This window comes from Streptococcus sp. k-628 (assembly GCF_013277475.1).
Taxonomy (GTDB): domain Bacteria; phylum Bacillota; class Bacilli; order Lactobacillales; family Streptococcaceae; genus Streptococcus.
Genome location: NZ_VMMZ01000039.1, coordinates 47,682 through 72,529, shown reverse-complemented (window position 1 = coordinate 72,529; position 24,848 = coordinate 47,682). Strand labels below are relative to the sequence as shown.

The 24,848-nt window shown below is 36.8% G+C and carries 21 protein-coding genes, 1 pseudogene and 1 riboswitch; of the genes and pseudogenes, 19 read left to right on the top strand and 3 right to left on the bottom strand.

All coding sequences use genetic code 11. The features are described 5' to 3' along the window. Window positions 1-318: 318 nt before the first annotated feature. Entirely contained in the window at window positions 319-1,542 is a 1,224-nt protein-coding gene (locus HT730_RS06180; RefSeq protein WP_140209159.1) for an ROK family transcriptional regulator, read from the bottom strand. Window positions 1,543-1,709: 167 nt separating this feature from the next. Between HT730_RS06180 and HT730_RS06175 the strand changes: the two genes are divergently transcribed. The 5 genes from HT730_RS06175 to HT730_RS06155 all read left to right on the top strand — a co-directional run bounded on the left by HT730_RS06175 (window position 1,710) and on the right by HT730_RS06155 (window position 8,602). Then, entirely contained in the window at window positions 1,710-3,032 is a 1,323-nt protein-coding gene (locus HT730_RS06175; RefSeq protein WP_173307103.1) for a PTS sugar transporter subunit IIC, read from the top strand. A 1-nt stretch (window position 3,033) separates the two neighbouring features. Next, a complete protein-coding gene (locus HT730_RS06170) occupies window positions 3,034-4,920 on the top strand; it encodes a DUF4838 domain-containing protein (RefSeq protein WP_173307102.1) in 1,887 nt (628 codons plus the stop codon). 167 nt (window positions 4,921-5,087) lie between these two features. Then, window positions 5,088-5,432, top strand: a complete 345-nt coding sequence (locus HT730_RS06165) for a PTS lactose/cellobiose transporter subunit IIA (RefSeq protein ID WP_173307101.1) — start codon at window positions 5,088-5,090, stop codon at window positions 5,430-5,432. A gap of 9 nt (window positions 5,433-5,441) precedes the next feature. Further along, window positions 5,442-6,854 carry a 6-phospho-beta-galactosidase gene (gene lacG, locus HT730_RS06160; protein ID WP_173307100.1) on the top strand — a complete coding sequence of 471 codons (1,413 nt, stop codon included), beginning with the start codon at window positions 5,442-5,444 and terminating at the stop codon, window positions 6,852-6,854. Between the two features lie 68 nt (window positions 6,855-6,922). Further along, the gene (locus HT730_RS06155; RefSeq protein WP_173307099.1) at window positions 6,923-8,602 is read left to right on the top strand and encodes a PTS transporter subunit EIIC; all 1,680 of its coding nucleotides are present in this window, start codon (window positions 6,923-6,925) and stop codon (window positions 8,600-8,602) included. Between the two features lie 124 nt (window positions 8,603-8,726). Here the strand turns inward: HT730_RS06155 and HT730_RS06150 are convergent, their stop codons facing one another. Then, a complete protein-coding gene (locus HT730_RS06150; RefSeq protein ID WP_173307098.1) occupies window positions 8,727-10,166 on the bottom strand; it encodes a TrkH family potassium uptake protein in 1,440 nt (479 codons plus the stop codon). A gap of 3 nt (window positions 10,167-10,169) precedes the next feature. Continuing rightward, the gene (trkA, locus tag HT730_RS06145) at window positions 10,170-11,519 is read right to left on the bottom strand and encodes a Trk system potassium transporter TrkA (RefSeq protein WP_173307097.1); all 1,350 of its coding nucleotides are present in this window, start codon (window positions 11,517-11,519) and stop codon (window positions 10,170-10,172) included. Window positions 11,520-11,707: 188 nt separating this feature from the next. On the opposite strand from trkA, the gene HT730_RS06140 reads away from it, so the two are divergent. From HT730_RS06140 to HT730_RS06075, 14 genes and pseudogenes are all read left to right on the top strand, one after another. Further along, window positions 11,708-12,556 carry an S-adenosyl-l-methionine hydroxide adenosyltransferase family protein gene (locus HT730_RS06140; RefSeq protein ID WP_173307096.1) on the top strand — a complete coding sequence of 283 codons (849 nt, stop codon included), beginning with the start codon at window positions 11,708-11,710 and terminating at the stop codon, window positions 12,554-12,556. 15 nt (window positions 12,557-12,571) lie between these two features. Beyond that, a complete protein-coding gene (locus tag HT730_RS06135; RefSeq protein ID WP_173307095.1) occupies window positions 12,572-13,117 on the top strand; it encodes an ECF-type riboflavin transporter substrate-binding protein in 546 nt (181 codons plus the stop codon). A 168-nt stretch (window positions 13,118-13,285) separates the two neighbouring features. Further along, a complete protein-coding gene (locus HT730_RS06130) occupies window positions 13,286-14,968 on the top strand; it encodes an ABC transporter ATP-binding protein (RefSeq protein WP_173307094.1) in 1,683 nt (560 codons plus the stop codon). Next, complete coding sequence (locus HT730_RS06125; protein WP_173307093.1) at window positions 14,953-15,783, top strand: energy-coupling factor transporter transmembrane component T; 831 nt, start codon at window positions 14,953-14,955, stop codon at window positions 15,781-15,783. The genes HT730_RS06130 and HT730_RS06125 overlap by 16 nt, the downstream gene beginning before the upstream one ends. 192 nt (window positions 15,784-15,975) lie before the next feature. Next, window positions 15,976-16,479, top strand: coding sequence for a tRNA (cytidine(34)-2'-O)-methyltransferase (locus tag HT730_RS06120; protein WP_000181388.1), 504 nt, complete (start codon window positions 15,976-15,978; stop codon window positions 16,477-16,479). Between the two features lie 59 nt (window positions 16,480-16,538). Further along, window positions 16,539-16,773, top strand: a riboswitch (FMN riboswitch). 163 nt (window positions 16,774-16,936) lie between these two features. Continuing rightward, window positions 16,937-17,500 (top strand): ECF transporter S component, encoded by a 564-nt coding sequence (locus HT730_RS06115; protein WP_000185823.1) that lies wholly within the window; start codon window positions 16,937-16,939, stop codon window positions 17,498-17,500. Further along, window positions 17,490-18,140, top strand: coding sequence for a phosphatase PAP2 family protein (locus tag HT730_RS06110; protein WP_240151470.1), 651 nt, complete (start codon window positions 17,490-17,492; stop codon window positions 18,138-18,140). Before HT730_RS06115 ends, HT730_RS06110 begins: the two co-directional genes overlap by 11 nt. Before the next feature lie 111 nt (window positions 18,141-18,251). Then, window positions 18,252-19,124 carry a helix-turn-helix transcriptional regulator gene (locus HT730_RS06105; RefSeq protein WP_078748231.1) on the top strand — a complete coding sequence of 291 codons (873 nt, stop codon included), beginning with the start codon at window positions 18,252-18,254 and terminating at the stop codon, window positions 19,122-19,124. A 127-nt stretch (window positions 19,125-19,251) separates the two neighbouring features. Further along, entirely contained in the window at window positions 19,252-19,389 is a 138-nt protein-coding gene (locus HT730_RS06100) for a hypothetical protein (protein ID WP_173307092.1), read from the top strand. Window positions 19,390-19,961: 572 nt separating this feature from the next. Continuing rightward, the gene (locus HT730_RS06095; protein ID WP_078726115.1) at window positions 19,962-22,478 is read left to right on the top strand and encodes a lanthionine synthetase LanC family protein; all 2,517 of its coding nucleotides are present in this window, start codon (window positions 19,962-19,964) and stop codon (window positions 22,476-22,478) included. After that, entirely contained in the window at window positions 22,475-23,695 is a 1,221-nt protein-coding gene (locus tag HT730_RS06090; protein ID WP_050975255.1) for an MFS transporter, read from the top strand. The genes HT730_RS06095 and HT730_RS06090 overlap by 4 nt, the downstream gene beginning before the upstream one ends. Window positions 23,696-23,732: 37 nt before the next feature. Next, window positions 23,733-23,861, top strand: a pseudogene (locus tag HT730_RS06085) (phosphatase PAP2 family protein); the annotation flags it as partial. A 27-nt stretch (window positions 23,862-23,888) separates the two neighbouring features. Continuing rightward, complete coding sequence (locus tag HT730_RS06080; RefSeq protein WP_173307091.1) at window positions 23,889-24,308, top strand: chromosome partitioning protein ParB; 420 nt, start codon at window positions 23,889-23,891, stop codon at window positions 24,306-24,308. 4 nt (window positions 24,309-24,312) lie between these two features. Further along, window positions 24,313-24,762, top strand: a complete 450-nt coding sequence (locus tag HT730_RS06075; RefSeq protein ID WP_173307104.1) for a GNAT family N-acetyltransferase — start codon at window positions 24,313-24,315, stop codon at window positions 24,760-24,762. The last annotated feature ends 86 nt before the right edge of the window (window positions 24,763-24,848 follow it).

Genomic DNA, 24,848 nt, shown 5'->3' with positions numbered 1-24,848 from the left:
CTAGCTTCCTAGTTTGCTCTTTGATTTTCATTGACTATAAGGAGAATTGTAAAAACAAAAATGGGAATTTCATATAAAGTTTATTCTAGGAGTATGTATCTTGACTAAAAATCGTTGTTTAAGTTCTGGGGGTTATGATGAATGTTTTTATAATAATAAAATGCAGCTAGAAGAAAAGTTATTTTAATATAAATCACTCAACATAGCGAGAAGGCGGTTTCCTATATGGAAGTCGTCTTGTTTTCATATTGTCTAAATACGAGATATTTACTATAGATTATGGTTGATTTAAACAGGTGTATAGATTTCTAATATATACTAAGGTGAAATAATATCTTGTAATACATTGCTATGCTCTATGAAAAAAGCAACGATAGCTAATGCACAAGCTCCTATACTTCCACGATGTTTGTTGTAAGGTAAAATTTCAATTTCTATATTACGAGTAAAGGGAACAAAGTGGAGTTGATCTTGGATTTTATCCCTGACTTCATGAGTGAAAGGTTGATAATTAAGCAATTGACTGTTGATATAGATTTTATCAGCAGGATTGATGAGGAGAAGATTTGCAATAGAAGTGGCCAATAAATTGACTCCTTTATCAATTTGTTGGCGTAAAGCAGAGTCGCCTAAGTTGTAAGCTGTTAAAAGGGTATCTAAATGAATGTCTTTTTCAGTCTTTACAAGGCTTTTTAGTACAGTTAGTTGAGAATTTTTAAATAATAATTGGGCATGTTTGATTAACCAAGCATCCGAAATATATGTTTGTAAACAACCTTTTTTTCCGCATTCACAATATTGCCCATTCAATTCGACAATGGTGTGTCCAATTTCTCCGATATAAGGATTTTTAGAGGCTCCTATTTTTTCTTTTGTGAAAAAGGAAGTGTAAATACCTAATCCAGCGTGTAGGAAAATAAAGTTATCGGGGGTATTGTGTGGATTAAAAAGGTATTGTCCTATAGCCATACAATCGATATTATTTTTTACAATAAAAGGAAAATTGAAATCTTTAATTACATTTAATAAATTAAAAGATTCCCATATGGGGTTGTTTGTAATGATGCTTCCGGAGTCTTTGTTATAATGTCCAGGTATTGATAAGCCAAATCCAAGTAATTTTGTTTCCAAAGGGACATACTCTATAGCTGTTTTTATCATATTGGTAATGGTGGAATTGATTTCTGAAATAGGATAATCTTCATTCAAAATTTCTGTCTCGAAAAGAGTTTTCCCTTGTAAGTCACATAGACTGAGAAAGATACCTAGGACGTTTATTTCAATACCTCCAACAACATAGGGGATATTATCTGTAATAGAAATAGTTTTTCTACGTCTTCCAGATCCGGAAAACTCGCTAAATTCATCACCAGTTTCGTATATGAGGGATTGTTCGCTTAGCTCTTTTATGATGTTAGTCGTTGTTGCTGGAGTAAGTCCTGTTTCATTAACAATATCTGTACGGGATGTTGCTGGATTTCGATATAGAAACTCCAGTATAGTGGCTCTATTGTGTAAAAAGGCTGATTGTTTTGTAATCATTTGTTTCCTCCTTTGGTTTATTTTATATTAAACATAAGAAAAAATCAATTAAAATTATTATTCTATACAAAGAAAAAAATATTGTAAAAACAGCAAAAAATATATTGACAACGCTTTCTGTTAGTGGTATATTTAATTTATAAAAAATAAAAAAAGGAGTTCCGGTGATGAACAATATTTTAACGTTTTTAGAAACGAAAGTCGCTCCGTTTGGTGAAAAAGTTGGCAACCAACGGCATTTGAAAGCTATTCGTGAAGGATTTATGATGGCAATGCCTTTGATTTTAGTCGGCTCTTTATTTCTTATTCTAATCAGTTGGCCTCAAGAGGCTTTTACAAATTGGCTGAATAGTGTTGGATTGCTAAGTATCTTGACAACTATGAATCAGTCAACAGTAGCGATTATCTCCTTGGTCGCTTGTTTCGGTATTGCCTACAGGTTGTCGGAAGGATATGGTACAGATGGTCCGTCGGCAGGGATCATAGCCTTATCCAGTTTTGTATTGATGGCACCTCGTTTTTCGAGTATGGTTTATGATAAAAATGGGGAGCAGGTCAAGCAGTTATTTGGCGGCGCAATACCATTTTCTAGCCTGAATGCATCTTCTTTATTTATGGCGATTACCATTGGATTGGTTACAGCAGAGATTTATCGTATGTTTATCCAGCGCGGAATTACGATAAAAATGCCAAGTGGTGTCCCAGATGTAGTAAGTAAATCATTTTCAGCTCTTTTACCTGGTTTTACTACTTTTGTTTTGTGGGCTCTGGTCTTAAAAGGTCTTGAAGCGGCAGGAGTTGCAGGAGGTCTCAACGGACTTTTAGGTGCAATTGTTGGAACACCGCTTAAGTTAATTGCAGGAACGCTTCCAGGTATGATTCTATGTGTTATTGTAAACTCATTCTTTTGGTTCTGTGGAGTTAATGGGGGACAAGTTTTAAATGCTTTTGTAGACCCAGTTTGGTTACAATTTACTACAGAAAACCAAGAAGCTGTGGCTGCAGGACAAACCCTCCAACACATTATTACATTACCGTTTAAAGATTTATTTGTATTTATTGGTGGCGGTGGAGCGACTATTGGTCTTGCGATTTGTCTCTTCCTATTTAGTAAGAGTCGTGCTAATAAAACATTAGGTAAGCTAGCTATTATACCGTCTATCTTTAATATCAATACAGCTATTCTATTTACGTTTCCAACGGTTTTAAATCCGATTATGCTGATTCCGTTTATTGCTACTCCTACAATCAATGCCTTAATTACCTATGTATCAATGGCTGTAGGATTAGTACCTTATACAACAGGTGTAATCCTTCCGTGGACAATGCCACCGATCATAGGAGGATTCCTTGCGACAGGGGCTAGTTGGCAAGGAGCTGTATTACAAGTTGTTTTAATTTTGGTTTCTGTGGCAATTTATTATCCATTCTTCAAAATTGCAGATAAACGCAATCTTGAAAAAGAAAAAGCTACTGTTGGAGGGGAATAAGATGGTTATCAGAGTATTTGATCAGCAGAAAAATGCTTATTCTAGCTTTGCCTTAGAGGAATTAAGTTACTATATGAATCGGGTCTTTAAGACTGACATAGAACTTGTCGAGGAGAAGGAAGCAGATATTTTTGTAGGATTAGTCAATGAAGAGGATAGAAAAGACCATGTTCTTATCTCATTAGACAAGGGTAAGGGGAGAATTGAGTCTAATACAATTGTAGGTTTACTTATTGGAATTTACCGAATGTTTCATGAATTTGGGGTTGTGTATACTAGACCAGGGCGCGGACATGACTTTGTTCCAGAGTTACGATTTGAAGATTTTTTAGATAAAGAGCTATCTATAGATGAAACAGCCAGTTACTATCATAGGGGAGTATGTATAGAGGGAGCGGATTCATTTGAAAATATACTAGATTTTATTGATTGGCTACCTAAGATTGGAATGAACAGTTTTTTCATCCAGTTTGAAAATCCTTACTCTTTTTTGAAACGTTGGTATGAACATGAGTTTAATCCATACCTAAATAAAGAAAAATTCTCAAATGAATTAGTACAAGAATTGAGTGATAGGTTGGATAAAGAATTGCAAAAAAGAGGTCTTATTCATCATCGTGTTGGTCATGGATGGACAGGTGAGGTTTTAGGTTACTCTTCAAAATTTGGCTGGGAATCAGGTCTTAGTATTTCAGAGGAGAAGAAACCCTATGTCGCTGAAATAAACGGGAAACGAGAATTATTTAATACGGCTCCAATTTTAACCAGTCTGGATTTTTCAAATTCAGATGTGGCGGATAAGATGGTAGAAATTATTACGGATTATGTCAAGAAAAGACCTGATGTGAATTACTTACATGTATGGTTGTCGGATGCTCGTAATAATATCTGTGAATGCGAAAACTGTAGACAAGAATTGGTTTCGGATCAGTATATTCGTATTCTCAATCAATTGGATAGGGCTTTAACGAGTGAGGGATTAGATACAAAGATTTGTTTCCTACTTTATCATGAGTTGTTATGGGCGCCTCAGAAAGAAAAATTAGATAATCCTGAACGCTTTACCATGATGTTTGCACCGATTACAAGAACATTTGAAATGAGTTATGCAGATGTAGATTTTGACAATTCCATACCTACGCCTAAACCTTATATGCGTAATAAAATTATACTTCCGAATTCTCTTGAGGAAAATTTATCTTATCTTTTTGAGTGGCAAAAAACATTTAAAGGAGATAGTTTCGTATATGACTATCCTTTAGGGCGTGCTCATTATGGCGATTTAGGCTATATGAAAATTAGTCAAACTATTTACAGAGATGTATCTTATCTTTCCAACCTACATTTGAACGGTTACATTTCTTGTCAAGAATTACGTGCCGGATTCCCTCATAATTTTCCTAATTATGTCATGGGGCAAATGCTCTGGAAGAAGACAAGAAGTTATGAAGAATTGATTGAAGAATACTTTTCTGCTTTGTATGGGGAAAATTGGCAGTCTGTTGTTGAATATTTAGAAAAATTATCCATTTATTCCTCTTGTGACTATTTTAATGCAATTGGCAGTCGTCAAAATGATGTTTTAGCGAATCATTATTATATAGCTTACAATCTAGCTGATAATTTTTTACCAATTATTGAGGAAAATATTTCTAAATTAGTGAATAGTCAAAAGGATGAATGGAAACAGCTCAGTTATCATCGTGAATATGTTGTTAAGATGGCGAAGGCTTTATATCTTCAAGCAACTGGAAAAACAAGGCAAGCTCAAGATGAGTGGAAAAATGTTTTGAATTATATCCGTGGGCACGAATTACTATTCCAATCTAATTTGGATGTTTATCGTGTAATTGAAGTAGCAAAAAATTACGCTGGTTTCCACTTATAAATCATAAGTATAGAAAATGAACCAAGGTATTCAGAGAAGATTGATCCTAAATATTATGAAATTTAAGGATTTTTAAGATATTTAGGGTCGACTTTCTATTTATATCGTAGCGAAGTCATTTTAATAATGATGTGTAAAAGATGGCTCAAGATTGAGGAGGAAGAAAGATGAAATCAAAAGAAGAAGTAAATATGCTTGGTTTTACAATTGTCGCTTACGCAGGAGATGCAAGGTCAGATTTGATGGATGCTTTGGCGTTTGCGAGAGATGGATATTTTGAACAGGCAAGAGAATTGGTTGAGTCTGCAAACGACTCAATAGTGTCTGCCCATCGAGAACAGACTAATTTATTAGCGGAGGAGGCATCTGGAGATAATTTTGAAGTGAGTTTTATCATGATTCATGGTCAAGATGCCTTGATGACAACGATGCTATTGTATGATCAGGTAAAGTTTTTTATTGATGAATATGAACGAATTCGAAAGATTGAAGAACATATTGGTTTGCAATGAGGATTAGTCATGGAAAATTTACAGGTTAAAGCCTTACCGAAGGAGTTTTTATTAGGAGCTGCTACCGCTGCTTATCAAGTAGAGGGTGCAACTAGGGTAGATGGCAAAGGAATAAACATGTGGGATGTTTATTTGCAAGAAAATAGTCCGTTCTTACCAGATCCAGCTAGTGATTTTTATTATCGTTACGAAGAAGATATAGCCTTGGCGGCAGAACATGGTTTGCAGGCTTTGCGTTTATCTATTTCCTGGGTTCGTATATTTCCTGATATAGATGGGGATGCTAATATATTGGCTGTTCGTTATTACCATAGAGTCTTTCAGTCCTGCTTAAAACATAATGTGATTCCGTTTGTTTCTTTACATCATTTTGATTCGCCTCAGAAAATGTTAGAAACAGGGGATTGGTTGAATAGAGAGAATATTGATCGTTTCATACGATATGCTCGTTTTTGTTTCCAAGAATTTACAGAAGTCAAGCATTGGTTTACAATCAATGAACTGATGTCTCTTGCTGCAGGTCAATATATAGGAGGTCAGTTTCCTCCAAATCACCATTTTCAATTATCTGAAGCAATTCAAGCGAATCATAATATGTTGTTGGCGCATGCTCGTGCAGTCCTCGAATTTCATCAATTAGGGATTGAGGGAAAGGTAGGTTGTATTCATGCTTTAAAGCCAGGCTATCCTATTGATGGGCAAAAAGAAAATATTTTGGCAGCTAAACGGTATGATGTTTATAATAATAAATTTCTATTAGATGGAACTTTTTTGGGCTACTACAGTGATGACACGCTTTTTCACTTAAATCAAATATTGGAAGCTAATAATTCTAGCTTTATTATTGAAGATGGTGATTTAGAAATTATGAAAAGAGCTGCACCTCTTAATACGATGTTTGGGATGAATTATTATCGTTCAGAATTTATTCGTGAATACAAAGGTGAAAATAGACAAGAATTTAATTCAACAGGAATAAAAGGACGGTCCTCTTTTAAATTAAATGCTCTAGGTGAATTTGTAAAAAAGCCTGGGATTCCGACAACAGATTGGGATTGGAATATTTATCCTCAAGGATTATTTGATATGTTGCTTCGTATCAAAGAAGAATATCCTCAACATCCGGTCATTTATTTAACTGAAAATGGTACAGCCCTTAAAGAGGTTAAGCCAGAGGGCGAGAATGATATTATTGATGACAGTAAAAGAATCCGTTATATTGAGCAACATTTACACAAAGTTTTAGAGGCTCGAGATAGGGGAGTCAATATTCAAGGCTATTTTATATGGTCTTTGCAAGATCAATTTTCTTGGGCGAATGGCTACAATAAGCGATATGGTCTTTTCTTTGTTGATTATGAAACACAGAAGAGATATATTAAGAAAAGTGCTCTTTGGGTAAAAGGGTTAAAACGGAATTAAGGTTAGCGATTTGAATGATGTTTAATATGTTTTAAATATGAGGTTGAATTTTTTATAGGAGGAGTTTTATGGATAAGCTAGTCGCTGCCATTGAAAAGCAACAAGGGAAATTTGAAAAAATTTCTACTAATAATTATATGATGGCTATTAAAGATGGATTCATTGCTACTATGCCTTTAATTATGTTTTCAAGCTTTTTGATGATTATTATTATGATTCCTAAAAATTTTGGAGTAGAGTTACCGAGTCCAGCTATTGTCTGGATGAGAAAAGTGTATATGTTAACCATGGGAGTTTTGGGTGTTATTGTTTCAGGGACAGTTGCAAAGTCATTGGCTGGAAATGTTAACAGAAAAATGCCTCACGGAAAGGTAATAAATGATACTTCTGCAATGTTGGCAGCCATATGTAGTTATCTGGTATTAACTGTAACGCTTGTAGTTGATGAGAAGACGGGATCTACAAGTTTGTCGACAAACTATTTAGGATCTCAAGGATTGATAACTTCGTTTGTCAGTGCTTTTATTACTGTAAATGTTTACCGGTTTTGTATTAAGCGAGACATTACTATTCATTTACCTAAGGAAGTTCCTGGGGCTATATCACAAGCTTTTAGAGATATTTTTCCTTTTTCTTTTGTTTTACTTATTAGTGGTTTGTTAGATATTGTATCTCGGTTTAGTTTAGATGTTCCTTTTGCCCAAGTATTTCAACAACTATTGACTCCTATTTTTAAGGGTGCAGAATCATATCCTGCTATGATGTTGATTTGGTTTATGTGTGCTTTGCTTTGGTTTGTTGGAATTCATGGACCATCTATTGTCTTACCTGCTGTTACAGCTTTACAACTAAGCAATATGGAAGAGAATGCTCAACTCCTTGCAAATGGGCAGTTCCCTTATCATTCTTTAACACCTAATTTCGGGAATTATATCGCTGCTATTGGAGGAACGGGGGCTACCTTTGTTGTACCATTTATTTTGATTTTCTTTATGCGGTCTAAACAATTAAAATCGGTAGGTAAAGCTACAATTACTCCTGTTTTATTTGCTGTAAATGAACCTCTTCTATTTGGTATGCCTGTTATTTTGAATCCCTATCTTTTTGTCCCTTTTTTGATGACTCCACCAGTGAATGTATTTCTAGGAAAGGTCTTTATTGATTTCTTTGGAATGAATGGATTTTATATCCAGTTACCTTGGGCCTTTCCTGGACCCTTGGGATTGTTAATTGGAACGAATTTTCAACCTATCTCCTTTGTATTTTTATTTTTGATTTTAGTTGTCGACATATTGATTTATTTGCCATTCTGTAGAGCGTATGATAGACAGTTACTGATGAAAGAAGATGTTGCAAGCTCAAATGATATTATTTTAGAGGAGGATACAAGTGAAATAATGCCTGGTGAGTTAGATGAAATAAAAAGTAAGGAGTTGAAAGTACTGGTTCTTTGTGCAGGGTCTGGAACAAGTGCGCAATTAGCCAATGCAATTAACGAGGGGGCTCAATTAACAGAGGTTAGAGTGATTGCGAATTCAGGAGCGTACGGAGCTCATTATGATATTATGGGTGTTTATGATTTGATCATTCTGGCTCCACAAGTTCGGAGTTATTATAGAGAGATGAAGGTGGATGCAGAAAGATTAGGTATTCAGATAGTTGCTACCAGAGGAATGGAATATATTCATTTAACAAAGAATCCAAGTAAAGCCTTACAATTTGTATTGGAGCATTACCAAGCTGTGTAGTAAGTTTTTTAATCTTTTATTTGAGTAAGGACTTTGCTTACAGACAGGCTTGGATTTAAAAACGTTCCCCCTTTTTAATATAAAAATCCCTCTTTCACAATTGTAAAAAGAGGGATTTTGTATTTTATCTCTTAGACCAAGTTCTCTTCATAAAGAGAAGTAGGATTGGGTAAATCTCCAATCGACCTGCAATCATTGCAAAGGAGAGGAGAATTTTTGAGATAGGACTAAAGATTGCGAAGCTAGAAGTGGTTCCTAGAATAGGCCCGATGTTATTGAAACAGCTAAAGACAGCGCTGGTAACGACCAGGAAATCATTGCTATCTAGGCTGACAATAAAGATAAGTACTAGTAAAATCATAGAATAGATGACAAAGTACTTGAGAATCTTATGCTGGGTATCTTTGTCAATCACCGTTTTATTAACATGGAGGGTCAAAACACGGTGGGGCGATAGGATTGACAAAATTTGATTTTTGGTAATTTTTGAAAGGATGAGGCCTCGAATAATCTTGAGTCCACCTGCAGTTGATCCAGCAGAACCACCGATTGTCATGAGGAAGAGGAGGATAAACTGGGAGAAGAGGGGCCAGTTGGTAATATCTCCATATCCAAAACCAGTTGTTGTAATGATGTTGGAAACCTGGAAGAAGGCCATTTCAAAACTCTTTGAAAATCCTGGATAGAGATAGAGGGTATTGAGGCTAATCAAGCCTGTAGAAACCAGAACAATGACCAAGTAAGCTCGAAGTTCTTCATCTCCAAAGAAGGCTTTGACGCGACGGAGCATGAGGTAGTAGTAGAGATTAAAATTTACCCCAAAAACCAAAACTCCGATACTAACCAGATAGGTAATCAGTGAGCTACCATAGTGAGCAATCCCGTCGTTATAGACGGTAAATCCTCCGGTACCCGCTGTCCCCATAGCGATGACAAAACTATCAAATAGGGGCATGCCAGCCAGATAATAGATGATGACAAAGAGGGAAAAGAGAGCTAGATAAAGAAGATAGAGAATCTGGGCAGTATTTTTGAGTTTGGATACAACCTTGCCAAAAACAGGGCCAGGAACCTCAGCCTTCATCACTTCTAGGTGGCTATTTTTGGCATTATCCATAATAGCAAGTGCAAAAACAAGCACTCCCATCCCTCCAATCAAGTGGGTAAAACTTCGCCAGAAGAGGAGGGAACGGCTGAGAACCGAAATGTCGTTCAAGATACTTGCTCCAGTAGTTGTAAAGCCAGAACTGATTTCAAAAAAGGCATCTATAACGCTAGGGATTTGTCCAGAAAAGACAAAGGGGAGACCACCAAAGAAAGACCAAAGAATCCAACAGAGGGCAACAATCAAGACTCCCTCCTTGGCATAAATCCGTTGATTTTTGGGCTTTTGTAAAATTCCTGAACCACCTAGTAATACGAGAATCCCAATGGTCGAAAAGAGGGCTGTAAAGACTTGGCTCGATTCGTGGTAATAGACAGCTACAGCTACAGGAACCAAGAGGAGAACAGCTTCAATCAAAAGTAACTTTGAAAGGAGGTAACGAATCATGCTTTTATTCATCTCTTACCTCGCGATCAAGTCATAAATCTTGGTGATGTTTGGCAACAAGGTTGTTACTAGGAGCTTGTCTCCAACTTCCAGCATATCCTCTCCAGTTGGGAAAATAGTCTTGCCCTTTCGAATGATGGCCGCAATAAGAACCCCTTTTTTCAGTTTGAGTTGAGAAAGAGGTTTGGCAGTCATTTTATTGGCTTCCTTGATATGGAATTGCAGGGTTTCGATTTGGCCATTGGCTAGATGGTGCATGGCTTGAAGGTCTGAATACTGGGCATTAACCCGACCACGAATAAAGTGCATAATCGTATCTACGGCAATGCTTTTAGGGGTGATGATACTTGAAAAATCAGGCGCATTGATGATCTCGAGGAGACTGGTACGATTGACCTTGGTAATATTTTTCTGTACACCTACCCTGTCAAGGAACATCGAAGTAATCAGATTTTCCTCATCGACTCCTGTTAGAGTCGCAACGGCATCATAGTGTTGAGCACTTTCTTCCAGCAGGATATCTTTTGCGGTTCCATCTCCTTGGACGATATGAAGGTTTGGAAATTTCTCGCTAAAGAAGCTAGCGATTTCAGGATTGATTTCAATAACCTTGGTATCGATACGACTATCTTTGAGGATACCTAATAGATAATAGGCAATTCTACCAGCTCCAACAATAAGAAGACTCTTCACAGCACGAGACTTGAAATAATTATGGAAGAGCATCATGTCAACACGGTTACCAGTGACAAAGATTCTATCTTTATCCTGTACAGTCATGTCACCGCTTGGAATGATAATTTGATGATCCCTCTCTATCGCACAGACAATGACATTGCCAAATTTTTTCCGAAAATCAGAAATGGGCATTTGGCAAAGACCACTGGAGGATTTAACAGTGAATTCCATCAAGCTGACCCGTCCCCCAAAGAAACGTTCGACAGATAGGGCGTTGGGGAAGTCAATGATATTGGCAATAGCGCGGGCAGCCAAGAGCTCAGGGTTAACGATAAGAGAAAAACCGAGAATATTCTTTTCTTTGAAATAAGAGTTAGAATATTCAGGGTTTCGCACCCGAACGATAGTTTCTTTAGCTCCCATTTTCTTGGCTAGAACGGCTGCAATCATGTTGACTTCATCGTATTCAGTCAGGGCGATAAAGATATCACAATCCTGGACATTGGCTTGCTCAAGGATGGTAAAATCGGCCCCGTTACCAAGGATACCCATGATATCAAAGCGATTAACAATATGATTGAGAACAGCTTCGTCTTGCTCAATCAGTAAAACATCATGCTTTTCTGCAACCAAGGAGCGACAGAGGGCAGAACCAACTTTTCCCCCTCCGACAAGGATAATTTTCATAATAAAACCTACTTCTTCATGATGTAACTATCATACCTTTTTTCAAGAAAAAATGCACCTGCTAGCCAATAAGGGAGAACTTTTAGCGGAAATTTGCTATAAGGTAAAACTATACCCTAACCAATTAAAATAGCTATTAGCACCTTTCTCTGAAATATGGTATGATAAAGGATATACAAGGAGATAAAATGAATAATAATTTACTGGTATTACAATCAGACTTTGGTCTGGTTGATGGTGCGGTATCGGCTATGATTGGAGTGGCTTTAGAAGAATCTCCAACCTTAAAAATTCATCACTTGACGCACGATATTACGCCTTATAATATTTTTGAGGGAAGTTACCGTCTCTTTCAGACTGTGGATTACTGGCCTGAGGGAACGACATTTGTATCGGTGGTCGATCCAGGTGTCGGCTCGAAACGTAAGAGTGTGGTTGCCAAGACTGCAAAAAATCAATATATTGTCACGCCAGATAATGGGACTCTTTCTTTTATCAAGAAACACGTTGGCATTGTAGCTATTCGTGAAATTTCTGAAGTGGCCAATAGACGTCAAAATACAGAGCATTCTTATACCTTCCACGGTCGTGATGTCTATGCCTATACTGGTGCTAAACTAGCCAGCGGTCACATTACTTTTGAGGAAGTGGGGCCAGAGCTCAGTGTGGATCAGATTATAGAGCTTCCAGTCGTAGAGACCATCATTGAAGATCATCTGGTGAAGGGAGCCATTGATATTCTGGATGTGCGTTTTGGTTCGCTTTGGACCTCTATCACGCGAGAAGAATTTTACAAGCTGGAACCAGAATTTGGTGATCGTTTTGAAGTGACCATCTATCACGCTGATATGCTGGTCTATCAAAATCAGGTTGTTTATGGCAAATCATTTGCAGATGTGAGAATTGGGCAACCCATCCTTTACATCAACTCTCTCTATCGTTTAGGTCTGGCTATCAACCAAGGTTCCTTTGCCAAGGCTTATAATGTGGGCGTCGGTTCATCTTGGACCATTGAAATAAAGAAAATAGAATCATAAAATAGGAGAATATAGATGAAAAATCAATCAATTAAACAAGTTGTTGCTATCGGTGTTGGAGCTGCGCTCTTTGTTGTCATCGGGATGATCAGCATTCCGACCCCTGTTCCAAATACAAGCATCCAGCTTCAGTATGCGGTACAGAGCCTCTTGTCTATCATTTTTGGTCCTATAGTGGGACTACTTGTTGGCTTAATTGGGCATGCGGTGAAGGACGCTATTGCTGGCTACGGTCTGTGGTGGACTTGGATTATCGCTAGTGGACTCTTTGGTCTAGTTGTGGGACTTTTTAGAAAGTACGTTCGCGTGAGCAATGGTGTTTTTGACTGGAAAGATATTCTTATTTTTAACCTCATTCAACTACTTGCAAATGCCCTTGTTTGGGGTGTCTTGGCACCACTTGGAGATGTTGTGATTTATCAAGAAGCGGCAGAAAAAGTATTTGCACAAGGAATTGTTGCGGGAATTGCTAATGGTGTATCTGTAGCTATTGCAGGAACTCTTCTCTTGCTTGCCTATGCAGGAACTCAAACTCGTGCAGGAAGTTTGAAAAAGGACTAAAATGATGGAGAAGGCTGGGCAACCAGTCTTTTTCGATGTTTATAGATTAGTTAGGCAAGTAAGCTAGGATAGGAATATTTTTGGAGCTAAGATTTTAAGAGAAGAGACTGCAAGAAGGGCTTGATTTATGATAAAATAGAAGTCTAAGAAGCGAATGAAGAGAGTAAGATGAAAGAAGCTATAATTGAGTGGAAGGATTTCTCTTTCCGGTATGAAACACAACAAGAACCGACCTTGCAAGGGGTAGACTTGACCATTTACAAGGGAGAGAAAGTCTTAATTGTTGGGCCATCTGGGTCAGGTAAATCTACCTTGGGTCAGTGTTTGAATGGAATTATTCCCAATATTTACAAGGGTCAGATGTCTGGAGAATTTTTGATCAAGGGGCAAGCGGCCTTTGATATGAGCATCTACGATAAATCTCATTTAGTCAGTACAGTTTTGCAGGATACAGATGGGCAGTTTATCGGCTTGTCCGTGGCAGAGGACTTGGCTTTTGCTCTGGAAAATGACGTGACAGCTCTAGATGAGATGAAAAGTCGTGTTCATAAATGGGCTGAAAAGCTGGATCTTATTTCTTTGCTGAATCAGCGTCCTCAGGATTTGTCAGGTGGACAAAAGCAGCGAGTCAGTCTGGCTGGTGTCTTGATTGATGAGAGTCCGATTCTCTTGTTTGATGAGCCACTCGCCAATCTGGATCCCAAGTCAGGTCAGGAGATTATCGAATTGATTGACCAGATTCATAAGGAGGAGGGGACGACGACTCTTATTATTGAGCACCGTTTGGAGGATGTTCTGCATAGCCCTGTCGATCGGATTGTCTTGATCAATGATGGTCGTATCCTCTTTAATGGGAGTCCTGACCAGTTATTGGCGACTGATTTGTTAACCCAAAATGGAATTCGCGAACCCCTTTATCTAACCACTCTCCGTCAATTGGGTGTGGATTTAGTCAAGGAAGAACAATTAGCGAATCTGGATAACTTGTCTATCTCAAAAGGTCAGGTTCAGTTGCAGAATGAACTGGCAAAAGAAACCCCAGAATTGCAGTCACTCTTTAGACTAGAGGACGTGTCGTTTTCTTATGATGATAGACCGATTTTAAAATCCATTCATCTGGATATTAAAAAGGGTGAAAAGATTGCTATTGTCGGAAAAAATGGAGCAGGGAAGTCAACTCTAGCCAAAGCCTTAAGTAGCTTTATTCAGACGGAAGGTCGCTATCTTTGGGAAGGACAGGATATAAAAGGAGATTCTGTTGCAGAGCGGGCGGAACGAATAGGCTATGTGCTGCAAAATCCCAATCAAATGATTTCGACCAATATGATTTTTGATGAGGTGGCTATGGGACTTCGTTTGCGAGGTGTGGACGAGCAGGAAATTGAAACGAGAGTCTATGAAACCTTGAAAATCTGCGGTCTATATGAATTCCGTAATTGGCCCATTTCTGCCCTGTCATTTGGTCAGAAAAAACGTGTCACCATTGCTTCAATTTTGGTCTTGGGGGCTGAAATTATCCTCTTAGATGAACCGACAGCTGGTCAAGACCAGAAGAACTATACTGAGATTATGGAATTTCTTGAAGAACTGCATCAAAAAGGTCATACCATTGTCATGATTACCCATGATATGCAATTGATGCTGGATTATTCAGATCGGGCTCTTGTCATGGTGGATGGGGAATTGATTGCCGATACTGATCCAGCTAGTCTGTTGAGCAATCCTGAGCTGTTAGTAAAAGCCAATCTAAAAGAAACCTCTATCTTCAACTTGGCAAAGAAACTCGACGTGGATCCACTTGCTTTAACGGCATTTTATAAAGAAAGGAGAGAAGGATGCAAGCTAAACTAATTGGTTACCAGCATAGAGATACTGTGATTCATCGCTTGTCAGGAGCTGCTAAACTCCTCTTTTTCATCCTTGTATCATTGGCGGCCATGATTAGCTATGATACTAGACTACTTGTTCTGATTGCCATCTTTTCGGTTTTTCTCCTCTATTTGTCAGAAATCCGCTTTAAAGATGTTTCCTTTGTAGCCGTTTTTGCGACGGTATTTGCCGTTTTAAACGTTTTGATGGTCTATCTCTTTTCTCCCGAGTATGGGGTTGGACTTTACGGAGAGAGGAGTGTGATTTGGCAGGGAATCGGTGCCTACACTCTAACCAGCCAGGAGCTCTTTTATCTGCTAAATTTGGCTATTAAGTACCTTTGCACTATTCCTCTGGCTATTATCTTTTTGATGACAACCCACCCTAGTCAGTTTGCTTCTAGTTTAAATCAAATTGGTGTGCCCTATAAGATTGCCTATTCTGTCAGTCTGACCTTGCGCTATATTCCAGATTTGCAGGAAGAATTCTTTACTATCAAGATGTCTCAGGAAGCGCGTGGGATGGAATTATCCAAGAAAGCTTCTCTCATGCAACGAATCAAAGGTAATCTGCGCATTATTACGCCCTTGATTTTTAGCTCGCTAGAACGCATTGATACCATCGCTACAGCCATGGAGCTTCGGCGCTTTGGGAAAGAGAAAAAACGCACTTGGTATAGTTATCAGGCCTTGAAAAAAGGTGATTATCTTACCTTGCTCTTGGCAGCTGTGTTTTTAGTAGCTAGTTTACTACTTATCTTGCAGAATCAGGGACGATTTTACAACCCTTGGAAATAGCTTGAAAAAATTGAAAAAATCAAGTCGTTTCTATTGACAATGATTCTGAAAGTGTTATACTAAGAAAGTAGTTTCGCTGATTTACTTCAAACCTGTTGTGAGGTAAGTTAACGATGCCTTAACCACGCTGTTTGCTGAGCTTGACTCCGGGCAGTGTGGCTATTTTTTTGCAATGGTAAAAGGAAGCAAGTCATGACAAATCACATTGTATTATTTGAACCACAAATTCCACAAAATACAGGCAATATCGCGCGTACTTGTGCTGCGACCAATTCTCCCCTCCACATCATCAAGCCAATGGGCTTTCCTATTGACGACCGCAAGATGAAGCGAGCTGGGTTGGATTATTGGGATAAGCTAGAGATTTATTTTTACGAGAGTTTGGAGGATTTCATGTCTCAGATGAAGGGCAAACTCTATCTGATTTCGAAATTCGCGGAAAAAGTCTATTCTGAGGTGGATTTATCGACTGATGAAGACCATTATTTTCTATTTGGACGTGAAGACAAGGGCTTGCCGGAGGACTTTATGCGCGAACATCCTGAGAAAGCTCTCCGTATTCCTATGAATGATGAACATGTCCGCAGTCTCAATGTGTCTAATACCGTCTGTATGATTGTCTATGAGGCTCTTCGCCAGCAGAACTTTGCAGGTCTTGAGCTTGTTCATACCTATGAAGTGGATAAATTGAAATAAAAAATGAAAATGAAAATGAACAAAATGCTTGCGCTTGCAAGCGTTTTTTGTTATGATAAAAGAGTCTTCAGGGCAGGGTGAAATTCCCGACCGGCGGTGACTTTAACTAGGAAATGATCTTTTCCTTTTATACTTTGTTGACAAGCTTTGCCTAACCAGAAGTTATGCCTACAGCTTGTCGCCTAGTCTAAAAGAAAAATCTCTATTTCCTTCTCTTTAAATAAGTCCGCGAGCGCAAGCTGATGTGGTGAGATTCCACAACCGACAGTATAGTCTGGATGGGAGAAGACGAAAGAATAGCTTTGTCTGTTCTGATAGATTTATAGCTGAACTGTAACCGCTTGCTTGAATTTCCTTAATAGAGTGAGAGGGAACTTTTGGGATATAAAAAGTGAGAATAGATAGAGGAATCCTTTCTAACTTCTTCTGATTTTATAGAAAATTGGAGGAACCTGTTATGACAAACACACGTCGACTTTCGACCATTGCGATTCTATCAGCAATCTCATTTGTGCTGATGTACTTTGATTTTCCGCTTTTACCAGCGGCGTCCTTCCTCAAGATCGAATTTAGTATCTTGCCAGTCCTTGTGGGCTTGGTGGTCATGGATTTGCCTGCTGCTCTAGGAATTCTCTTGCTTCGCTCACTCTTGAAATTGCTTCTTAATAGTCAAGGAGTGAATACTTACATTGGTTTGCCGATGAATATCGTAGCTTTGGGAGTTTTTGTCATCGTCTTTGCATTGATTTGGAAAAAGGAACGGACAACCCTTCGTTTCCTACTAGGCTCTCTAGCTGGAACTATTGGTTTAACCGTGGCTATGTTGGTTCTCAACTATGTTTACGCTGTTCCTTTGTACGCTAAGTTTGCTAACTTTGATATTGGAAAAATTTTGGGACTTTCCAACTACCTAATGACCATGGTATTACCTTTTAACTTGATTGAGGGTGTAATCTTTTCCGTTTCATTCTGGTTGTTGTATGTCCTTTTGAAACCAACCTTAAAACATTATGAAAGATAAACAAATATTTTTAATGAAGGGCAGTTTTGCCCTTTTACTTTTCGTTATTCTTGGCTACATGGTCAAATTTTACCCTAAAACGCTGCTCGGTTTTGACCAACCGATACAGACTGCCGTTCGAGGAGACTTACCAGATTATTTGACTATTCTTTTCCGAGCCATTACACGCTTGATTGATATTCCAGTGATTATCACTTGGGTTGTCATTACAGCTTTTGTCTTTTATCGTAAGCGGTGGAAGATAGAAAGTTTCTTCATGCTGGGAAATCTGGCTTTAGCAGGTCTTTTAATCGTGATCTTTAAAAATATTTACCAGCGCCCACGACCAGCTATTTTACACTTGGTTGAGGAGAAGGGATTTTCCTTTCCAAGTGGCCATTCTCTGGCTGTAACCTTGATGGTCGGTTCTCTGATTGTCATTCTCAGTCAACGAATTAAAGATCCAGTCTGGAGAAGAATCGTGCAAATCGTGCTAGGTCTCTACCTAGTCAGTGTGTTGGTATCAAGGGTCTATCTGGGAGTTCATTACCCGTCAGATGTCCTTGCCAGTCTCTGTGTGGGCTTGGGAGTCTTGTTTATCGAATTTCCCTTCTATGACAAGCTACGCTTCCAATGGCGATTTAAAGGCAAGCAGAAGTGATGAAAAAGATAAAAGATTATATAAATACAAACAGAAGGACATAAAATATATACTTGAAACATGTTTTGGAACTTGATATACTTTAATACATAAAGCAAGGAGGAAGAAAGTGTGGATATGTTGTTAGCGACACGCTTAAAAAATAAGAGAAAGGAATTAAAATTATCTCAAAAGGAATTGGCTGAGGGGATTTGTGAGCAAGGACAGATTAGCCGTATGGAGCAAGGTAAATACTCACCCGGGTCAGAATTACTCTTTCAGCTATCTAAGCGATTGAAGGTGAGTATGAATTATTTCTTTGAAGAGACTGAGGTTTCTAGTTTAGAAAATATTGACAAGTTTAAAGAACTATCTAAGAAGTTTTTGGATGAGAGGGAATATGAATCTCTCAAATACATTTATGAACTTGAAAAATCTAAACGTGCTCGTTTATCTGCTAAAGACCAGATTTATTTAGACTGGATTGATACGTTAGTTCAATTCCGTTATCTAAATCATCAAACAGAGGCAGTTGCGAAATTGGAAAAAATACTGTTATCTCTGAAAAAATCTGATTTTTACTATCTACAACTGGGAAATACCTTGGCTAATTTTTATTTTGATATGGGGCAGGAAGACACATATCAGGAGCTCTATCAACTTTTAAAAGAGAACATCCAGTCATTATCTGTCCATCATTTGGAACAATTAGAACTGATGATTAAATTCCGATATAACTATTGTAGATATTTGTGGTTGAATGAACGAACATCTGAAGCTATAGAAGAGATTACAGCAACAATAGCTATTTGTAAAAGATATAATAGCAGTTATCGATTAGCAGATTTGTATTGTTTATTGGGAAATATAAGCGTGGGCTTTGCTGAAAAGGATAGGATACTAGGTTTTTATCAAGTATCTTACCAGCTTTACAAGCATGAAGACAACCAGAGAATGATGCTGGAAATTGAGAAGGAAATGAAATTATTGGAAAGTGAAGATTAAGAAAAAGATTTGTATTTTTAGATAACTTTAATCCATATTTCTCAAAAAATAAGAAAATTATATAAAACTATTGACAAACTAAAATTGATGTGTTAGAATACCATCAATAGTTAAGGAGGTTTAGAAGATGAAAAGATCCCAAGTTGTCAAGCGATGTATATTAATTGCTTTATTGCTTCTATTTCTATTTAATGTGTTAAGTGGTTCTTTATCTGTAACAACTAGAGGAGTTGATCCAGGACCAGCATATGGAATTTCACTTTAAAGATATCCAATATATCGCTTCATAAACAGGATTGAGTTTTACTTTCAAAAATAAATCAGATTCTGATGGAGGATTTAGCCCTTAAGTGTTGTATTAGTGTATTGAGACTTCATTTATCTGGATGTTGAAGTTTTGCTTGTGAGATTTATCTAAAAAACTTTTTAACTATATTTATAAAGGCTTTATAGAATTTTCCTTTCCGGAAAAAGAATTCTAAATAAAATTAGGAGAATTACCATGGAAACATTGTCAAATCTTGAGATGTTACCAGTTGCACCTCTTCCTACGCAAGTAGAAAGATTATGTGACTTTACATGCTCGGTTACAGTCGGTTAGTCTTAAATGCTTTTAGAACCTCTTCTTATTGAAATGTTGATGTCTGCATATAAAATATTTCATAATTCTTTATAGTTTGACAGTTCATTTTTAAGAAGTTCACGTTTAACAGGTGCTTTCATGTATTTAATCAATTGTAGATTATTTACGAAAGTTTAAGATAGTTTAAGATAGTTTAATTATATAGGAGAGGTGGGTTAGTCTACTTCTCCTTCTTTATATACGAGGAGTAATTAATGGATGTTCTTGAGAATTCAATACAACAATTTGATTCTAAAGTTAAGTATGTTTCTTCTGACTGGGTTTATTTTAGCTATAATAAGAATTTATCAGATTCGGGATGGAAAATTCACATAAGTTCACAAATGAAAGATGCGGTTAGTATCTTTACACTAGTAGCATCTTTTTTACGCGAAATTGAATGTTCATTTAAAGTTGTTAAGGATATTGAAAGTTTAAAAAAGATTAACTCTCCACGAGAAACGTCACCTATAGCCAATAAATTTATGGCAATTTATCCTGCAAATGACAAGCAAGCTCGTGAAATAATATTAGCGTTACGTGAGAAACTTGCTATATATTTTTCTCCAAGAATATTGTCTGATTTTCAATGTGGAAAATATTCACCACTGCACTATAGATTTGGTTCATTTAAAAAAATACAAGAATATGATGAAAAAAATCACAAAATTATTTATTTGTTGAAAAACGAGGAGGGGAATTGGGTAGAAGATGTTCGTAAAAATTTTCCTGTGATACCTGATTGGAAGGAGGATCTTTTTACTCCAGAAGAGAAGCAGGAGTTATTTGGAGAGATAGGGAAAATACCTGAGAATCATTTAATAAATAACTATAAATTTGAAATAATATTAAAAAAATCTAACAGAGGGAATGTATATAGAGCTAAAAAGAAAGATACTGGGGAAAAAGTTATTGTGAAACAAGTGCGCCCTTTTGTCAGCAACGATGTTGAGGGGAAGCATTTTGCTATCGATGAGATAAAAAATGAAGTTAATATGTTGAAGACATTAGATTCTCAGCTTTATACGGCAAACTTTATAGATGAGTTTGAAGTTGATGGAGACTATTTTGTTGTTCAAAGTTTTATTGAAGGATATAGTTATTTTGATTTAATTGGGGAAGAAAGGTTTTCTTATAGAACAAAATTAAAATTAATAGATAATTTAATATCAATTGTTAATTCTATTCATAGTTTAGGATATAAGATTGTAGACTTATCGCCTACAAATTTTATTTATAGAGAAGATGGTTCTATATTTTTAATAGATTTAGAGAATGTATCTCTGATAAAAGATGTACGACGATATGTAAAAACCCCTTTTATGGTAAATCCAGATAATGACCTATCTGAGAGTTCGATTAATCAAGATTATTTTGCTGTAGCCATGACTAGTTTTGCTATTTTGGTTGGTAGAACATTAGTTTTTTCGTCGGGAGACAATCTATACGATATTAGTTGTATTGATAAAATAAAACAAGCGTTACGAATCGCTAAAAATATGGAATATATATCAGAGAGTGTGTATTACTGGTTGATTTATCTGTTGAATTTAAGTGAAGCGAAAGAATCTACTAATATAATAAAGAAAATTAATGAAATTGAAATTTTGAATATTGATATGTCAGAGGTGGATTTTAATGTTAGTTGTTATGATTTTAAAAAGGAATCTGAGAAAGTAGCACATTTTATTTTATCACAAAATATTGATAGCACAGGTCGTCTTTTACCTTCAAATGAATTTGGAGAATTTGTTAACCCGATATCTTTTCAGCACGGACTGTCTGGTTATATAATATTTGTTACTCAATGTTTATCGTCTTCTGAACTGAAGTTAGTTAAGCAATGGGTTCAAAAGATAGAAATAACAAGAGGTAGCAAGAGTTATCTGTATCAAAATTCATTGTATTTTGGTGTGTCAGGATTTTTATGGGCTTTAATATTATTGTTTGAAAGAACAGGTGATATTTTTTATAAAAATAAAGCTACTAGTCTAGTAAATGAGATATTGTTAGATTATGACAACATTGGTAAGCAGGATTTTGTTTTAGGAAAGGCAGGTGTTTTGCTATCTCTTATGAGGTATTATGAGTTGGAAGAAACCGCCTATCTCGAAGAATTTATCCATACTGCAATTTCTGAACTTGAAGAGGAAATCGGTAAGGATTTTTCACAATATAATTCCTTGTTTGATTATAGTTTTGCTCATGGAAAAGCAGGAATAGCATATGTTTTGAATGAATATAAAATTTTATTTGATAGTAAGAAATATGATTCCATAATAAGTATTTTTACAGAAGAAATTGCAAAAATATTGTCACAAGAAATTTTGAAAAATAAAAATAGCTATAATAATTTAGAGCTATCTTGGTGTGATGGACTATCAGGATTGATTCTATATCTTTGTTTGGTCGAACCTCTAAAATACTCCAAGTTAATTTCGGAGGCTAGAGTGGTGATTCTTAACCACCACCTGAGTATGGAAACATGTTATTGCCATGGCATTGCTAGTCTGTTACAAACTTATGCGTATGTATTTGGATATAAAGATAAGAATGATATAGTTCAGTTGCTTCTTACTAAGTCTTTTAGAAAGTATGATGAACTTCTTGTTTTTCAAAGTGAGAATCGAAATTACGATTATTTTGATTTTGGTATTGGAACTTTGGGAATATATTGGGCACTGTTAGGATTTCAATTTCCTTTTGAACTGAAGAAGGAGGCAAACCAATGAATACTTTTTTGACCAATAAAAGTTATCGAATGTTGCTGATTAATCAATGGGTTTCGTCATTTGGTGATACGCTGTTTTATATTTCCTTTATTTCGTATGTATCGGAATATAAATTTGCTTCATTAGCTGTTCTTTGTATAACAGTTTCGGAGACTTTGCCACAGATTTCTCAGTTGTTCACAGGTGTTATTGCCGATTTTCAAAAAAATCGTGTTGCAAAATATATTGCTATATTGGCAAGTAAGTTTCTGCTTTATACTCTATTGACACTGTTTGTAGCGGATAAGAACTTCTCTATGGGGATGGTTCTCCTTATTTGCGGAATCAATCTTTTATCAGATACCATGAGTTATTTTGCAGGTGCTATGATTTCTCCTTTGTATGTGAGGATTATCGGAGATGATATGACAGATGCTATGGGGTTTAGACAGGCAACTGCTGGCGTAGTTAATATTCTCAGCAACCTTATAGGTGGAGTTTTGATTGGGGTTATCAGTCTTAAGATGTTTGTAGGTTTGAATGCTTTGACCTTTCTTTTTGCACTGTTGGGTGTGGTGTTTATTCGTACTTCTTTGAGAGATATTGAGGGACAGATGGAGGTTGGTAAAAGATTAACCGCAAAATCTTTTGGAGAGCATTTCCTCCATTCAATGAAGATATTGTCAAGTTTTCCAGCAATTATCAAATTAATATTCATTGCAGCTATGAACCAAGTGATTTTAAGCATTATTACCCCTTTAACGACCTTGATGTTAATCCATCATCCATTTATCTTCTTTGACACTGGGAAATCCATTGCAGCATTGTCAGTGGTTATTTTTTCAGGAACGATTGTGGGAAGTTTTTTGAGTGGAGGTATCCTAAAAAATATTCCCATAAAAATGATTGTCTACTTTGAAGAAATTATGCATCTCTGTATTCTCTTTTCTTGGTTGACCAATCATTTCCTCCTTTTATTGGTAGTTGTCTTCTTATGCGCAGTTGCAGTAGGAATGATGGGGCCTCGGATTTTCAACCTTGTATTCTCGATGGTTCCAGAAGAAGTCATGGGAACCATCCAGTCAGTGCTTGGAGTATTCAATGTTGTTGTACCAGGAATTCTTAGCATGATCATCGTTGCCTTAGCGAGTGCTACAAACCTAAAAATCACAGTGCTTCCACTTTTTATTTTTGTATTGACTGCCTTAGCGATTGTGAGAGCAATGAAAATAGAGTAAAAATAGAGTAATAGTAGTATGAACTATTGTCTCTTTTTGGGTGGGAGTTCACTACCCATCAGATGTCCTTGCCAGTCTCTGTGTGGGCTTGGGAGTCTTGTTTATCGAATTTCCCTTCTATGACAAGCTACGCTTCCAATGGCGATTTAAAGGCAAGCAGAAGTGAGTATCAAATTCCTTTGAGGAGAAAGAAATGAAAGTCAATATAGCAGATCTTCATCCGACTCAACTATACTTATCAGAAAAGAAACTAGCAGGCATCCAGACACTTTATCAGTCTGTAGAATTAAACAATGTTGATCCAATTAGTATTCTTGCGTTCGGAGATTGCTTGTTGATTACAGATGGACATCACAGGGCTTATCAGGCTTTATTGGCAGGTCAGGATACGATTTCTGCTGAGTGGGATAGAGATGGTGGTGATGAACTATATCATCTCTATGCGCAAGCCTGCGAAGAAAGAAAAATCTACTCTGTTCTGGATTTAAAAAATCATATCTTAGCTCAAGATGAGTATGAAGCAAAATGGTATAACTGGTGTGATGGTTTTAATCAAGCAGCAACTCTTTTGTTGAAAAGGAAAGCAGATGAAACGGATTTTACAAATAGATAATGCACTGCGTCTTGTTCCTTATTATAAGGTCAATCATTGTGAAGAAGCTTTTGCTTGGTATCAGGATGTGAACTTGGTTCACCTCGTAGATGGTGTGAAGAGACCTTATAGTCAAGAAACTTTGGAAGCTATGTATTCCCATTTGGATCAGCATGGTGAACTTTTTTGGATTGAAGTCAAGGAGAAGGGAGAATGGTTTCCAATTGGGGATGTTACACTATCTCAGGATAATCTCCCCATTGTGATTGGGAATTCCGCTTACCAACATCGAGGACTTGGAAAAAAGATTCTAAGTGCTTTGATTGAATTGGCTCGAGTAAAAGGATGGAAAGAATTGAGAGTCAAGGAAATCTACACCTACAATCATGCTTCTAGGAGGTGTTTCAAGTTGCTTGGATTTGTGGAATATGGAACAACAGAAAAAGGAATGAGTTTTGTACTGAAATTAGTCTAATCCTGTCACTTTCTCCCCCTTAACCTTTGACTATTCTGCAAAATTATCGTAAAATAAAGAGTAAATGATAAAATGAGGTCAGAGTC

Bases quoted from the DNA above. Each gene is read 5' to 3' on its own strand.
- HT730_RS06180 (WP_140209159.1), bottom strand. From the start codon at position 1,542: ATGATTACAAAACAATCAGCCTTTTTACACAATAGAGCCACTATACTG.
- HT730_RS06175 (WP_173307103.1), top strand. From the start codon at position 1,710: ATGAACAATATTTTAACGTTTTTAGAAACGAAAGTCGCTCCGTTTGGT.
- HT730_RS06170 (WP_173307102.1), top strand. From the start codon at position 3,034: ATGGTTATCAGAGTATTTGATCAGCAGAAAAATGCTTATTCTAGCTTT.
- HT730_RS06165 (WP_173307101.1), top strand. From the start codon at position 5,088: ATGAAATCAAAAGAAGAAGTAAATATGCTTGGTTTTACAATTGTCGCT.
- lacG (WP_173307100.1), top strand. From the start codon at position 5,442: ATGGAAAATTTACAGGTTAAAGCCTTACCGAAGGAGTTTTTATTAGGA.
- HT730_RS06155 (WP_173307099.1), top strand. From the start codon at position 6,923: ATGGATAAGCTAGTCGCTGCCATTGAAAAGCAACAAGGGAAATTTGAA.
- HT730_RS06150 (WP_173307098.1), bottom strand. From the start codon at position 10,166: ATGAATAAAAGCATGATTCGTTACCTCCTTTCAAAGTTACTTTTGATT.
- trkA (WP_173307097.1), bottom strand. From the start codon at position 11,519: ATGAAAATTATCCTTGTCGGAGGGGGAAAAGTTGGTTCTGCCCTCTGT.
- HT730_RS06140 (WP_173307096.1), top strand. From the start codon at position 11,708: ATGAATAATAATTTACTGGTATTACAATCAGACTTTGGTCTGGTTGAT.
- HT730_RS06135 (WP_173307095.1), top strand. From the start codon at position 12,572: ATGAAAAATCAATCAATTAAACAAGTTGTTGCTATCGGTGTTGGAGCT.
- HT730_RS06130 (WP_173307094.1), top strand. From the start codon at position 13,286: ATGAAAGAAGCTATAATTGAGTGGAAGGATTTCTCTTTCCGGTATGAA.
- HT730_RS06125 (WP_173307093.1), top strand. From the start codon at position 14,953: ATGCAAGCTAAACTAATTGGTTACCAGCATAGAGATACTGTGATTCAT.
- HT730_RS06120 (WP_000181388.1), top strand. From the start codon at position 15,976: ATGACAAATCACATTGTATTATTTGAACCACAAATTCCACAAAATACA.
- HT730_RS06115 (WP_000185823.1), top strand. From the start codon at position 16,937: ATGACAAACACACGTCGACTTTCGACCATTGCGATTCTATCAGCAATC.
- HT730_RS06110 (WP_240151470.1), top strand. From the start codon at position 17,490: ATGAAAGATAAACAAATATTTTTAATGAAGGGCAGTTTTGCCCTTTTA.
- HT730_RS06100 (WP_173307092.1), top strand. From the start codon at position 19,252: ATGAAAAGATCCCAAGTTGTCAAGCGATGTATATTAATTGCTTTATTG.
- HT730_RS06095 (WP_078726115.1), top strand. From the start codon at position 19,962: ATGGATGTTCTTGAGAATTCAATACAACAATTTGATTCTAAAGTTAAG.
- HT730_RS06090 (WP_050975255.1), top strand. From the start codon at position 22,475: ATGAATACTTTTTTGACCAATAAAAGTTATCGAATGTTGCTGATTAAT.
- HT730_RS06080 (WP_173307091.1), top strand. From the start codon at position 23,889: ATGAAAGTCAATATAGCAGATCTTCATCCGACTCAACTATACTTATCA.